The sequence below is a fragment of the Prosthecobacter dejongeii genome, assembly GCF_014203045.1.
GTDB classification, from domain to species: Bacteria; Verrucomicrobiota; Verrucomicrobiia; order Verrucomicrobiales; family Verrucomicrobiaceae; genus Prosthecobacter; species Prosthecobacter dejongeii.
On record NZ_JACHIF010000012.1, the window covers coordinates 1 to 14,610 of the forward strand.

The 14,610-nt window shown below is 56.4% G+C and carries 5 protein-coding genes; all 5 read right to left on the bottom strand.

Features of this window, described 5'->3' with window-relative positions; genetic code table 11:
- A partial coding sequence (locus HNQ64_RS21525) for an Ig-like domain-containing protein (RefSeq protein ID WP_184212702.1) occupies positions 1 to 4,097 on the bottom strand: 4,097 nt, incomplete at its 3' end.
- Between the two features lie 177 nt (positions 4,098 to 4,274).
- On the bottom strand, positions 4,275 to 5,177 hold the full coding sequence (locus HNQ64_RS21530) for a hypothetical protein (RefSeq protein ID WP_184212704.1): 903 nt from the start codon (positions 5,175 to 5,177) through the stop codon (positions 4,275 to 4,277).
- A 37-nt stretch (positions 5,178 to 5,214) separates the two neighbouring features.
- On the bottom strand, positions 5,215 to 9,876 hold the full coding sequence (locus tag HNQ64_RS21535) for an immunoglobulin domain-containing protein (RefSeq protein ID WP_184212706.1): 4,662 nt from the start codon (positions 9,874 to 9,876) through the stop codon (positions 5,215 to 5,217).
- A gap of 73 nt (positions 9,877 to 9,949) precedes the next feature.
- Positions 9,950 to 14,284, bottom strand: a complete 4,335-nt coding sequence (locus HNQ64_RS21540; protein ID WP_184212708.1) for an immunoglobulin domain-containing protein — start codon at positions 14,282 to 14,284, stop codon at positions 9,950 to 9,952.
- Entirely contained in the window at positions 14,281 to 14,610 is a 330-nt protein-coding gene (locus tag HNQ64_RS21545; RefSeq protein WP_184212710.1) for a heavy-metal-associated domain-containing protein, read from the bottom strand. The genes HNQ64_RS21540 and HNQ64_RS21545 overlap by 4 nt, the downstream gene beginning before the upstream one ends.

Genomic DNA, 14,610 nt, shown 5'->3' on the forward strand with positions numbered 1-14,610 from the left:
TCAAAGGCGTCCACCAAGGCGGCGACATTCGGTGCGGTCTGCGGTGCCAGTAACCCGGCTTGCGCATCCCCCACATGCAGCACTTGCAGCGTGAAGGAAACGGGCACCGTCGCAGCGCCACGCCCTGGAGAGCCGATATCGGTGGCGCCCGGTGCCTGGAAGGCCTGATAGAGCCCCACCTCTGCCGCTACATAACGAGGGGACTGCAAGCCTGAAGGAACATCCCACACCAGAGCATCCGTCGTCGCTCCACCGCCAGAAACGCCTGCGTGACCACCCAGCGCCCCGCTACCATCTGGCCGCAAGAAGCTCTGAGCGGCATAGCTGAAGTAGAACAACTCGCGCCCGGTATTATCAAACAAAGCGATCCCATCATTCTGCCCAAGACCAGGGGCACCCACGGTTTGAATCACCTGAACGGTCGGCTCTAGCCCCCACCAGGTGCGGAAGGCAGCCGGATCTGCCGTGGTGATGATGATAGACTCACCTGCAGCGATGCTGGTGCCATTTGGGAAGGCCCAGGCCTGGCCCTCGACATACAAACGGCTTTCATCATCCCACGTGAAACCACTGAGATCCAAAACGCTCGTTCCATAATTGGTTAGCTCCCAGTAATCCGCAGCGCCTAAAGCATCCGATGGGCTGGAGTGAATCTCGGTGATGAAGAGCGTCGGAGGTGCAATGTCGCCGTCATCCTGAATGGAGGCGATTGTTGTCGCCAATGAAACTCCCGGTGCAGTGCCAGCCATGAGCACCTGCTGCGTACCATCCGCCAGAGCATCATTCACCGCTGCCACATCGAAGGTCACGGAAGATTGTCCCGCAGGGATGACCACAGACACGGGCACCGTAGCCTCCGTGGTATCTCCGGAGACCAACTGCACCGTCAAGTCAGCTTCCGCATTCCCGTAACGCTGAAGAGTGCCCACAGCGGCAGCCGCACCTGCACCTTCGCTGAAAGAAGCTGGAGCCACCTGCAACAGCAGCAAAGTCGCTGGATCTATGCCAGAGCCAAAAGACCCACCAGGGGAGCCGACATCGGTGCCAGTGGAGGCACCGACGCTGCCATTCACACCATTACTTGCGGCCATGTAACGTGGCAAACCACGGCCTGAATTTGGATCCCAGACAAGAGCCTCCGTCGCCAAGCCCCCTGCGGAAGCCCCTGCATGCCCACCCAGAGATGGCAACCCATTGGAGCGGGTGAATCCACCTGCAGCATAGCTGAAGTAAAAAACTTCTGCACCGGTGTTGTCATAAAGAACAACACCATCGTTCACGCCCAAACCAGGAGAACCCACAGACTGTAGAACGCGTGCAGTCGGGGGCAATCCCCACCAAGCTCTGAACACCTCTGGAGCCGCTGCTGTAAAGACCACGGACTCACCCGGTGCGAGGGAGGTACCTTCTGGCAAAGCCCAGGCCAAGGCCGCAGCGCGGTTACGTCCAGAATCATGCCAAGTATAGCCATCCAACACCTTGGCAGTAGAACCAAAGTTTGTTAGCTCCCAATAATCGCCCACACCCGCCGGGGCGGTGGCAGAGGGGTTCGAATGCAACTCCGTCAGCACAAGCTCAGATGGAGCCACCAACGTGATGTTCACCATCTGTGCAGCCACAGAGCCTTTGTCATCTGTCGCCACTGCACGGATGACGTGCACGCCAGGCGTGCCACCTGACCACAGGAACTGATAAGAGCCTGAAGTCGGGGCAAATTCCTGCAACTCTGTCTCCCCGTCGAAAAACTCCACCTTCACCACAGAACCATCCAAGTCTCCAGCCGTTGCGGAGATAAGAATAGGCGTAGCACTGCGGAATACTTGGTTAGCCTTCGGTGTGTGTAGAGTCAGAGAGGGGGCCTGATTCGTCAACGGTGCACCTGGCACCCACAGCGGCTGCCAACCCACAACTGGGAGACCATCGCCATCCACCGGACCTCTGACTTCACCTGTGAGTGAATCCACAGAGCTCGCGACTGCGGCTCCTGTGCCTTCGTCCAGACCAAAACGGCCCACTAGCCCTGCGGCTGAAACGACCGAAGAATCCTTGGTCGCAGCGATGTCTTCAGGACTGCGGGCATAGTCCCAAACACGGACTTCATCGATCGCCCCGAAGAACGACCCTGCACGCTGCCCTGCGGTGTTAAGTGCCGCACCTATCGCAAACCGATGATTGCTGTCGTAACGAGGCATCACGCCCGGAAGTGTGGTCCGGGCAGCCACCTGCACACCATCCAGGAAGAGTTTCCATTCGCCTTTCTCACCATCGTAAGTCACTGCGGCATGGTACCAGCGTCCGTCCTGGATAGGTTCATGCGTGCCGAAGATGGGGAAATTTGCGCCCCCAGCGACCACACCTGATGTGGGGAAAGCCTCAAAGTCTGCCGCCAAAAAGCCATCTTGAGTCACGCCTACCAAATAGTTGGTATCCGTATTATTGTTGTCGGATTCACCTCGACCTTTGGCAAACAGGGGCTGCACTGTGATGCCACCCGAGCCTGAGCCCGCCGTAGCCCCGAGGCCCTCTTTACGGAACCAGGCCTCAAGAGTCATCCCTTTGGTCGGAGGGCCACCGACCCCCAACTGCGGGGAAGGATTCGTGGCGACATGCTCCACCAGACCATCAAAAAACAGAGCGGTCTGAAGGGGTGGGTTCAGCGGATCTGTGCGCACTACCGCTGTCACAGGCGTACTGGTCGGGGCCAATCCATCATTGTCCGTCGCACGTGCCACGTAAATGTAGCGTCCACCATCCAGGCCGGTCTCTTCAATCGTGTAAGGTTCTGTGGTATCAATGCCAATGAAAGCTCCATTTCGGAAGAACTCCACCTGAGCCACATTGCCGTTAAAGTCAGAGGCATCAGCAGTCACCGTGAAGGACGCCGGGCTGGTGAAAATCTGTCCCTCCGTCGGCGAAGTGACAAGGATATCAGGCAGAATCGGGGCGGAGAAAAAGACAAAGCTAAACATGTCTTCCCCCGCCGTTGCGCCGTTCTCCAGCACTGGCAGTGCGGTGGCACTGACGATATCGCGGCTTTCAATGATCCATCGAGCATTGACTGGATCCCACTGGAAGGAGACGATGTTATCCGAGTTGTTCGTTGCACCACCTTCGGCGCTGATGATCAGAGTCCCCGTATCTGGACTGCCCCCTGGGATCTTCAAAAACCATTGACCCGTCGGTCCCTTCGTAACACTGAAATCACCGCCTGCCACATCCGTCGTTGCATCGCTGTTCACGCGGCCCAGAGCCTGCAATCTTTCCGTTCCCACCTTGCTCACAGGGAAATAAACGAAGGTCACTGGATCCTGCTCTGTGCCTGTGCCGTTGGAGCCATTGTCACGCACACCGATGCGCCATGTGCCATCCGCTTGTGCCGCTGAAGCCGCATAATTGTCCTCATTCTTCGCATGGTTCACCAGCAATACCCCATTGGCGGGAGTGGCTGTGGGGTCGGCTGAACGGAGATCAAGCAACGTCACCCCGGATCCGATATCAATCAGGTTCGAGCCTAAAGCCAACGAGGGACTGCCGTTAAAACGATCTAAAGGCAAGCCATTGCCACGATCTGAAATCCAGCCCGTGCCGCCTAACCAAAGATCATACGGGAAATAACCAAACGACAAGTTCACATTCACCTCAGAGCCCTGTGCTGCTCTGGCAGTGGCAAAAAAGTAAGCGACGGGCGGGTCCACGCCACCGGCCGTGGCCACCGAAGTCGTCGCATAAAACTGCCCGATGGTATCACCAAAGGCATTGTTGTTACGACCATTTTCCGCCACGGAAGAAATCAATGCACCCGAGGTAAAGTCATTCTCATTGAGAAAGCTGATCCCAAAATCAGCCCGGCTGGAAGCGAAAGGCACGGGCTCCCAACGCAGGGTGCCACCTGGCCCACGAAACATCGTGATGGATGTCGAAGTATTCAGGTTATCATTCTGGCGAACAATCAAGGTGCCAAACTGAGTGGAAGGCGGCGGCAACTCCATTTGTGCCCGGAGAGACACTGGCAACAGGGCCACGAGGGCTAACAAAGCCAGCCAGCAGGCCAGCCGCACAGGATTGTTAGCGGCGATCGAAATTCGGGGGGAGCTCATAGTAACGAGCCTCCATAAAAAGCACCCTGCTAACCTTTAGCGACGTGATTAGCGTGACAAAATCGACGTTCTGGAACGTGACGAATTTTTCACACTTCATGTTAATCCAGTTTGGTAAGCTACCGCTAAAGCCGCCTAATCACACAAACTTTCCCGTCACACTCACCTTCGACCCCGCTAAAATCTCCACAAGAAACTGGTATGCAGCGTGAAGTCAGGACTGGCCCGAGTCAGGCCCCCACCCACGCCTAAACGAAGAGACAAATGCTTTGGCAGGCCCACCATGGTGGTCAGCAAAATCTCATGGGAGCTGCCGTAACTGCGAAAGTCTCCGATGGCTTCCACCCCTAGAGAAAGATCATGATGGATCTCACATCTCAATCCCGCTGCATAGCCAAACCCAGGGCCGCCCCCCTGACCGGAAACAAAACTGACGAGGTTCACCACAGCACGTGTGCGTTCTGTGATGTCACTTTCTAAAATGAGGCGGGAGTAAAAACCACTCTCCCCATGCCGATGAATGCCACCATGGGACCCATGGTCATGCCCTCCGCCCCCATGACTATGCGGGGCCACAGGGCCGCCGGCATCGGGGCCGGAACCAGGTGAATGAGAATGCGCACCCACACTGCCTGTGTGGGAATCGTCGGGCCGTTCAGCAAATTCATATCCCGCCCATAGTCCGGCCCTAAAGTTTGTGGGCCCGGTGGGAGGTATCAGAGAAATAACAAACTGAGGTGTGATGCCGGTGTAATTCCAGTCACCACTTTCATCTGAAAAACCCGCCGATAATCCAAAGGCGAGTGATGAGGCAAGGCCGATGAAAAAACCTGGCTCCGTGGAGAAAGAATCCGTGTCTCCATCCCGCTGCCATTCATAGCCTGCAATGGCGACCCCACTCAATGGAGCGGGAATGGCACTGTCCTGTACAAGGATAAAGTCCCGTCCATGATGGCCTAGGACATTCCCAGGAACCAGACATGTAAGAGCAAAAAGAGAGGAAATGACGAAGGCCCTGAATCCAAGGCTGAGCCTTAGAAATTTGGGGTCCATGCAGACTTCTACACAGATGTTCTTCATGGATGGTTCCTTCGTCATTTCCACAGTTAGTTAGGTATTATTCAATGTTTTGCACAGCTTCCAACCAAACGCCGCCCGAGAGAATGGGCGATGTCTTGACCGTGGTGAGCGGACTGAGAGTAGGCATCTGGGGCAGCAGGAAGAATCCGTAGCCTTTTAAGCTTTCACCATCGTCAACAATCATGCCCTGGAAACTGACTGGGCGTTTCAGCGGCTTGTTGGGCGTGACGGTGGTGTCCGTATCTGTCAACTCCAAGGTCCCTTTGAAAGAACCACTGGTTCCTGGTACAAATTTACCAGGTGCACCCGCGACGACGGTGAGCTTGATTTTAGCTGGGTTGGGTTCGGTGATCTTGGTCGTTTTCAGACCTATCTCGAGGGTGTCCAGATCCAGCCTCGTGGTTGGGTCTGGAGCGCCGCCATCTGTGAAGCTGATCTTGGCATTGCCCGGTCCTGCCTGGGCACCCAGGGCTAACTCATCGCTTGCAGGTGTGATGTACTTACGACCAACGACTTCCAGCTCAAGCGGGCCAAAACCCTGGGCATAGGCTCGGTCTTTGGCCACCGCACCTTTGAACCATGAGAACTCTGACATGGCCAGATTTCCCGAGGTCGCGCTGTTTTCACCCACAGTCACAGGAGCTTCGATGCTGAAGGCCCCCAGGAGGGAACCCATGCCTTTGTAAAGCACGCCGAAGACCGTCAAATGACCATGCTGCTCCAGCGGCCCACCAAAGGTCAACTTGGTGTTATCTGCCAAGACGACCACCCCTGTGGCGGCTCCTGTTGGGGCGAGCTTGAAGGCTCCGATGCTGGACCCTTGTGGCAAGGACACATCATCCAGGTTCGTTTCATCCTGCAACAGAGCCAGGGTATAGTCGCCTGCATAGGCACCGGCTGGGCTGAGCGGCTGGCGTGCAATGAAGGGCAGCACTGTGCTACCGTCTGTGACCTCGCCATAGACAGCCTTAGCAGCCGAATCTACTCGCAGGGAAACCTGAAGCGCCGCTTGGCCTGGACGTGGCAGGTTAAGACTCGTTGCAGGCGCAGCAAGCGAAGTATCCAGCAGGGCAGCGACCTTGTGTGCCTTGCTCCCCAGAGTGATTGTTCCCGTCAAGCCCCCCGTCGCAGTGACCTGAAATTTGACGGCTCCACCGAGGAGGCCATTGATGGACGCATCACGGCCCAATGGACCTGTGAAGCTGCCATGGATGCCCGTCGGCAATGCCGTGATGGCAAAGGTATCTGTCACGGGTTCACTCTTACCTGCCCTGTTGGCAGCCACGACCTCAACGGTCACGGATGTGGCAACCACCTGTGGGCGGCCACTGATGGTGCGACTCTTGTTATCAAAGCTCAGTCCGCGCGGCAGCCCTTTCACCGTCAGGGAAACGGGGTTATTCGTAGCCCCGAGTGTGAGCTGGAAAGGCTGGCCGATGATGAGATCAGGAATATCAAAATCATTCACCACAGGCGCAGCAATGACCGCGACGGTTGCAGGAACACTGTGGACCCAGCCCGCAGCATTGCGTACTTCCACTGTGTAATTGCCAGCATCGCTCAAGGCCGTTTCCTCAATCACGAGCGTAGTTGCGGCACCGTCTTCGACGGGCTTGCCGTTGCGTTTCCACTGGTAGGAAAGATTGGGACCGATGGCTTTGACACTCAGCGTGGTTGTTTTACCAGCGACCAATTCTACCGACTTCGGCTGCTGGGTAATCACAGGTGCGATCACAGCGGGGATACCTGTCGTCCATGCAAAGTTAAAACCTTGGCGCAGACTGTTATTTGCAGGAGCATTGCTACCCACGGCGATGGTGTAGTAGCCAGGTGTCAGGGTGTAGGACCGAGTGATCGTTCCTGCCGTGGAATTGTCATAATGATCGAAGTAAGTGATGTCTTCAGCCCAAGCGACGTTGCCACGGTTGTTGTAGGTATGACTATCGGTGCCGTCATTGTCCCAGCCGCGCCAGAGGGTAAAGCTGGGGAACATGCTGCTCGTATCTGCCAGACGGTTCGGCTCTTGCGTGCTCGGCCAGGCGACGTTGGCATCACGGCTCACCGTGAGGTTCAGGGTCAGGTTATCCTTCACATGCACGGCTACCCAGCGTGAAGTATGCGTCCAGCCCACAGGTGCGTCTCCATTCGCTTCGTTAAAAAGCGCATTGTCTTCCCAACTCCAGGCCCCCACATGATTGGAGAAACTGCCACTGTCCCCACGACCCACGCTGATGACATGCGCGTAGCCGATACCACCTTCGGCAGGATCGCCCGCGAGGATGTTAGCGGCTGAGGTGGTTTTGTAAGTGGCTTTGTAACCTTGGCGCAGGGCATTGTTAGCCGGGGCATTGCTGCCCAGCGCGAGGCTGTACTCTCCCGCTGGCAGACGCCACGTGCGAGTGATTTTGTCAGCGGTGGAGTTATCTACATGATCCACATAACGGATATCCTCTGCCCAAAGCACATTGCCGCGATTATTGTAGGTATGCAGGTCTGCGCCATCGTTGTCCCAGCCACGATAAAGCGTGAGGCTGGGGAACATGCTGCTCGTATCCGCCTTACGGTCAGGGGCCGCTAGGCTTGGCCATGGCACCGTCGCATCGCGCTCTACGGTCAGGGAGAAATACACGTCCTCTTCCAGTTTCAGAGCCAGCCAGTTGCTGGTGTGCGTCCAGCCCACTGGTGGCTGACCGGGAGAAAAGAGCGCATTGTCTTCCCAGCTCCAGGCCCCGACATGGCTGCTAAAGCTGCCTGTTTCACCTGCCCCAGCAAGGACCGTAAAGGTGTAACCGATGCCTTCATCTCCTACCACAGGATCAATCTTGGCTTGTGAACTCGTGCTGTAGCTCACTTTGTAACCCTGGTTGTTTGGATTCGTCGCCGGGGCATTGCTACCGATAACAATGCTGTATTCACCAGCGGGCAGCAAATAACTGCGGGTGATCGTTGTCTCCGTGCTGTTGTCAAAATGGTCGTGATAAGTGATGTCCTCTGCCCAAGCGACATTACCCCGATTGTTATAGGTGTGATTGTCAGAGCCATCGTTATCCCAGCCTTTGTAAAGCGTGAAGCTAGGGAACAGGGAGCTGGTATCCGCCAGCCGCTCAGGTTCTTCGGTGGTCGGATCTGGCACTGTGGCATCACGCTCAACCGTGATGGTGAACACAGTCTGGGTTTCAAGACGAAGCGCTATCCAGTTGGAGGTGTGCGTCCAGCCGACGGGCTCCGTGCCCTGACCGTCATTGCCAAACAAAGCATTGTCTTCCCAACTCCATGCGCCGACGAGGCCGGAAACGCTCCCGCTTTCATTTTTGCCTGCGAGGATGGTGTGCGCATAACCCACCCCACCTGTGCCGATGTAATCCGGCTCTGGATAAGTATTCGGCACCGGGTCTACAGCGCCAGAAGGCTGCGAACTAAAAGTGATGCTGTAACCCTGCCGATTCGTATTCGTTGCAGGTGCGTTGCTGCCGAGCGCGAAGGTATAATCCCCGGCTGGCAAGAACCAAGTACGGGTGATGGTTTCTTCCGTGGAGTTATCCACATGATCGGCATACTGGAGGTCTTCTGCCCAATCAATATTCCCCCGGTTGTTGTAGCTGTGGTGATCGCCACCATCGTTATCCCAGCCGCGATAAAGCGTGAGAGAAGGAAACATGGATGCCGTATCTGCACGGCGATAAGGCAACTCTGAGCTTGGCCAAGGCACGTTAGCATCCCTCGTCATGGTGACGGTCAAGATCGTGTCTTTTTGCAGACGAACGGCAGCCCAGTTGGAGGTATGTGTCCAGCCCACGGGTGGCTCTCCAGCCTCGGCATCAAAGAGGGCGTTGTCTTCCCAACTCCACGCACCCACGTGACCATTGAAACTCACGGAGCTTTTCGACCCGAGGTCGATCTGGTGCTGATAGCCGATGCCTCCTGCTGCTGGATCTCCAGCGACATAAGAGCTCGAGACCGAAATGGTCCCGACAAGCCCGTAGGAAGTCGCATCCGGTGTTGGCGACTGGCCCGCGTAATGGGCGCCGCCCACAAAGATGGAGAAATCACCCGCAGGCAGGAAAAACGACTTGGTAACGGTGCCATCAGCATTGCCATCTCCGACCACTCCAGGAACATCCCCGAACAGGCTGGAATCACCATCCACGGCATAGCCTTTAAACACAAACGTGCTCAGACCATCCGCTGCATCGAAGTTAAAAACAGGTCCCGTCTGGTTGTCGCCGCCAACCCGCCAGTCTGCCAGAGACTGGAACACCCCCTCCTTCGCCACTCCACCGAGAGTCGCGAGATAAGCCTGGCTGATGGCAGAGCCATCATGGTCTGCACTGCCGGGCGCATTGGTGATGGGGGCAAGGTGAGCTAGGCCCTGGAAGACTGAGAAGCCAGGTTTGATGCTGCCATCCTTGGTGCCACCATTAGTAGAGCCGCTGAAGGTGATAGTAACATAGCCTGGAGCCGAAAGATTGAAGCGAAAGGCGCGCAGCTTATGACTGTCACCAAAGTCGGCATCCGTCCCATCTGCCCAACCAAAATTGCTGGTCACGGCTTGATCTGAAATCGTGATAGGGGCCGCATTCGGCAACACCGTGCCGAAGTCGCGGCCGGAATAACCGATGTGCGCTGACGCGGTCACGGTGCCCACGAGGAGCGCCGCGCCCGACAAGAGCTGGTTAAAGAAATAGCGTTTATTTTTCATGTGAGTTATGAGGACTCTAGGGTCTATGGATCTCAGTGAGGTCTGGGTTACGTGTTTATTTTCCGCTAGTGAATCATGGGGAAGCAGCCTCAAGAAGGACGCTTCCGGAAAGTTGGGGGCTGGTGGTGGCGGTGGTCTTCGGCTCTGCCGTTGGCATCTGGGCCAGGATGAAAAAGCCATAGCCTTTGACCGAAGTGCCATCGTCCACAAAACTGCCACTGAAGGTAGCTGCGCGTTTCAATAGCTTGTTAGACGGCAGGCTAGTATCCACATCCGAAAGACTGAAGCTTCCTTTGAACACGCCCGTTCCTCCTGCTGTGAAGGCGGTTCCCTTTCCGGGTGTCACGGTGAGTTTAACCAGACCTGGGTTACTCGCTGGGAACACCAACTTAGCTGGACTGCCTGGCTGGATCTCCAGGGCCTCCAGGTTCAGCCGCGTCGCAGCATCTGGTGCTCCGCCTCGGGCAAAAACGAGGCGTGCATTGCCCGCGCCCGCTTCCAGATTCATCGCAATCTGAGTGGTGGAGGGGATGGTGTAAATCCCGCCGATGACGCCTAGATTCAATGGACCAAAAGTCTGCGGATACAGCCGTGAAAAACGCGCCTGAGTTTGTTTAAACCAAGACACCTCACTGCCCACTGCGAGCCTGTGCATGACATCGGCACCCAATTTTAAAAGTCCCTGTGCGGAACCTGTCTTGGCATAGAGAAGGCTGTGGAAGGGTAGATGTCCTCCCTCAGCGATAGGCGCCGCGAAGGTCATCTTTGTGCCATCGGCCAGGAAAATCACCCCCGAGGCCGCCCCCTTTGTGGAAACCTTAAAGGCCCCGTGGCTATGACCTTGGGGAATGTGCGGCTGCCCCTGATCCCCCTCGCTCAGATTCAATGCCAGGGTGTAATTGCCCGTGTAACGGCTGAGTTCTACGTCCGGCAGACGTGCAGCTAAAGGTAAGGTAGTTCCCTCCTCCTCGACCTCTCCCGTCACCATGCGGCTTTCACGACCCAGACTGAGTGTGACTTTAAGGTCGGATTTCCCTTTGCGCTTCACGAACAATTCGTGGGTGGGATCTTCATCCGGCAGCACCTTCAAAGCTCCCTTCAAGGCATATGTCACCAGGCCCAAGCTCAGCGAACCTGAATAAGCACCTGTTTTGGCAACGGTGAGTTTTAGCCGACCTCCCAAAAGGCCGTTCATCCCCAAGTTTCGTGGCAAAATACCGTCATAGGTGCCGATTAACTGAGCTGGGAAAGGCTCCACCGTCAGCTCCTGCGAAACCTGTGGCCCCGTGCCAGCAGCATTCGTTGCCGTGGCCTTAACGAGGTATCTTTTGCTCACCGTGGGGCGTCCGCTGATGACCCCAGTACTAGCATCGTATTTCAGACCAGGCGGCAATCCAGTGATGGTAAAACGAGTGGGCTGCTGAGTAGCACTCACTGTTTCAAAATAGTCTTGTCCAATGATGGCCGATGCAAGATCCAAAGGATTCATCACGGGTTTTAACTGCACACTCAAAGTGGCTTCCTCGCTGGTATCGCTGCCCGCACCATTACTGACGACCACATTGTAAGTGCCAATGTCCGCTGCACTCACTCCATTCAGAACTAAAGTACGTGTGGTTGCACCACCCACAGGGGCAGTGCCACGATGCCATTGGTAAGTCAGTCCACTGCCGGTTGCTGTGACGGTGAACGTGGCGCTTTGTCCCTCTTTCACCGTGATAGACAGCGGGTGTGCTGTGATCAATGGGGCTGGATAGACCTCCAGCTTCACCACCCGACTGGTACGGTTACCGGAGGCATTCTGCACCTGGACGCTGTAGTTGCCAGCATCAGCCGTCGTCACCGCAGTGAGGGTGAGCGTCGCTTCTTTCCCCGTGGGGATTGGCTGCGTGCCCTTATACCACTGGTAGTTAAGTCCCAGCCCTTCAGCCTGGACAGTCAGGCTCACATTTGCGCCAGGAGGAACCGCACGGTCCACAGGCTCTTGGGTGATCGTTGGTAAACCATCCTTCAGACCAGGATTGGGGTCATCACCATTGAGGAAACCGTCTTCATCTTCATCCACACTCAGGCGTGGGCCCGCTCCTGGCAATGTCCCCAAAAAGGAAACTGAATCACTGCCCTCCAGCAAGGACAGTAGCGCACTTCTGGTTAGGCTGCCTTCGCTCGCCTTTTCACTGCGGTAGGTTTTAGGCCCTGGACTGAACTGGTAAACTTTTTCCAGCCCCCCCACTTTACCGCGTACGATCAGGTCACAGTCCGCAGGATCCACCGCAGCGCGAGCTTCGAGCAGATTCAACACCGTTGTGACGCTGGTTTGGTTCCGATTCGAAACGTTCACCGTCGTGCTCATGCCCACCGCAGGTGCCACCCCGGTATCAAAGCACTGCAAAAATGCCGTGACGTGCCTCAGCTCAGCCAAATCCAGATTGTCCAAAACGTAGGGGTGCACGATGGGAAGGACAAAGCCACTGCCATCATGCAGCATGCCGAAGCCACTCAGGGATTCCGCGCCTGCTCGGGGATTATAAAACATGCGCTGATACAGCGTGCGCAGTGGCGGCGTCTTCAGAGGTTGGCTCGCGCCCACTTCCTGGGGTAGGTCAATGTTATTGTCGGTTCCTTTTGGGAGAAGATGGCAAACGGCACAGTGCGACTTCGTGTGATTGTTGTACAAATCGCGACCCATCACCGGATTGCCGTTGCCAAAGGCAGTCGGCAAACTGCGGTCGTTATTGCGATTCGGATTGGGGTGATTGACGATGCTTTCTAAATACTTAGTTAGGTCCGCCATGTCTTCTTCATCAATCTGCTGCCCTCCCATCAAGAGATCGAAAGTCGGATTGAATGCGGCAATGGTCGCCCGGTCACCCCGCCAGTGGAAAGGGGCTCCTCCCTGCATGCCACGGAGGGTCTGGGTCGTCATCGGCCCTTTCATCGGGTGCATCACGCGCGGACGCGGTGCATTGTCATGCACGGAAAGATTCGCCCCTAGCACCGTCATCATCTGCCCACCCGGATCTCCCAGATCCCACGCCAGTCCATCTCGATCCGCATCAAAATGGCAGGTGCCACAGGACACCGTCCCATTGCCAGACAAACGCGCATCAAACAAGTATCCCTGCCCTGCTTTGACGGCGGCGGGCATCGGGTTGAATGCAGCGATGGGCAGCTCATTCACCACGGCGAGAGTCGCCGTCGAAACCACGCTAATGGTGTGCGAGAGTTTATTCAGAACAAACAATCTCTGGCCGGCTTCATCCAAGGCCAGACCGCGGGGCCCTCGCATTGCTGCGGAGGAAGTGTCTGCACCGATACGCAAATCCACCCGTGACTGCACGGATGCATCTTCCGCATTCACTTTGGCAATGCGATCCGAGGCAAAGGCCGCGATCCACAAAACGCTGCCATCGCCGCTAAAAACCAACGCCGCTGGTTGAGCCAAAGCCGTCGCCTGCGCGGCAGCATTGGGCAGCGTCTGGTAGTCAATGCCTGGATTGAGATCAAAAGCCATCACCACGCCCGTTCCTGCAGCAATACGGGTCACCCGATTCTCGGCGAAATGACCTCGGAGATTGGGCTCAAATCGCACCAAATTCAGGGCCTCCGTATTGCCCACCCAGAGATCTCCAGACCCTGGGCGAAAAGCCAGATCAAACAGCGTCGTGCCTACACCCGAAGCATAACCAAGGATGCTGTGAGTCACCGCATCAATCTCCACCACATCATGGTCCAGAGTGAAATGACTGACACGAGGATCATTTGCGGGAACGATCAGAGCCGTCTGTGGCGGTGCCGGAAGATTCGGGTTTTGAGGGACAGGCTGGGCCGGAGCCGCACCTTTAGGCAAGATGGTTGTGCCATTGCCCGAATCTAAAAAAGCAGCATACACTTTGCTGCCGTCCGCACTCGTGGTCAGTGCCCGCGGATACAGCCCCTCCAAAGGAACCGTCGCCACCAGTTGACGCGTGGTCACATCAAAGATGCGCATGCTGTTGTTTCGGGCGCAGGTGACGAAGGCCTTACCTTGAGCGAAGACCACATCCGCAGGTTCATCCGCCGCGCTCAGAGTCGCCAGCACCGCCCCCTGAGTCAGCGAGATGACGGAGACGCTGTCACTCAATTCATTGACCACCCACACTTCATCATTCGTGCGTGCCCGCACCGAAACGGGCTCCAACCCCGTGGGAATCTCCGCCACACGCACAGGCACACCGGCGCCCGTCACATCAAAAACACTCAACCGAGCATTGATAGAATCCACCGCCAGCAGCCGCGTGCCGTCAGGCGTCAGACAGATCGGATGCGTATGGCGTGCCTCAGCATGCTCAAAAGCCGCCTGGGTAAACGCCGGCATCCACACACAGAAAGCCAGAGAAAGGAGAGAGCGAAGGAAAGGAAATTTCATGGGCGGACAGGGGGCATCTTGGTTGGGCTGACCAGATTCAGCGTGCGGACATCGAAGCTTTTAGCCTTGTCCCCCAAGGCCCTCACCGCATCCTCACGCGTGAGTTGATCTGTTGTGGCAATGAGAGTGAGCTTCGGCAACTGCCCTTCAGGTGCCATTTTGATCTTCACCTCCTTCACGCCTTTGATCGTCATCAGTGATGACTTCACATGCGCGGAGCACGCACTGCAGAATAGACCCGCCACCTCGCCTTGATAAACAAAGCTCGGCTCTGCCGCTAAACATGGGCCAGCTAACCAAAGGGTAGATAAAAGCAGATATTTCAT

Bases quoted from the DNA above. Each gene is read 5' to 3' on its own strand.
- HNQ64_RS21540 (WP_184212708.1), bottom strand. From the start codon at position 14,284: ATGAAATTTCCTTTCCTTCGCTCTCTCCTTTCTCTGGCTTTCTGTGTG.
- HNQ64_RS21535 (WP_184212706.1), bottom strand. From the start codon at position 9,876: ATGAAAAATAAACGCTATTTCTTTAACCAGCTCTTGTCGGGCGCGGCG.
- HNQ64_RS21530 (WP_184212704.1), bottom strand. From the start codon at position 5,177: ATGAAGAACATCTGTGTAGAAGTCTGCATGGACCCCAAATTTCTAAGG.
- HNQ64_RS21545 (WP_184212710.1), bottom strand. From the start codon at position 14,610: ATGAAATATCTGCTTTTATCTACCCTTTGGTTAGCTGGCCCATGTTTA.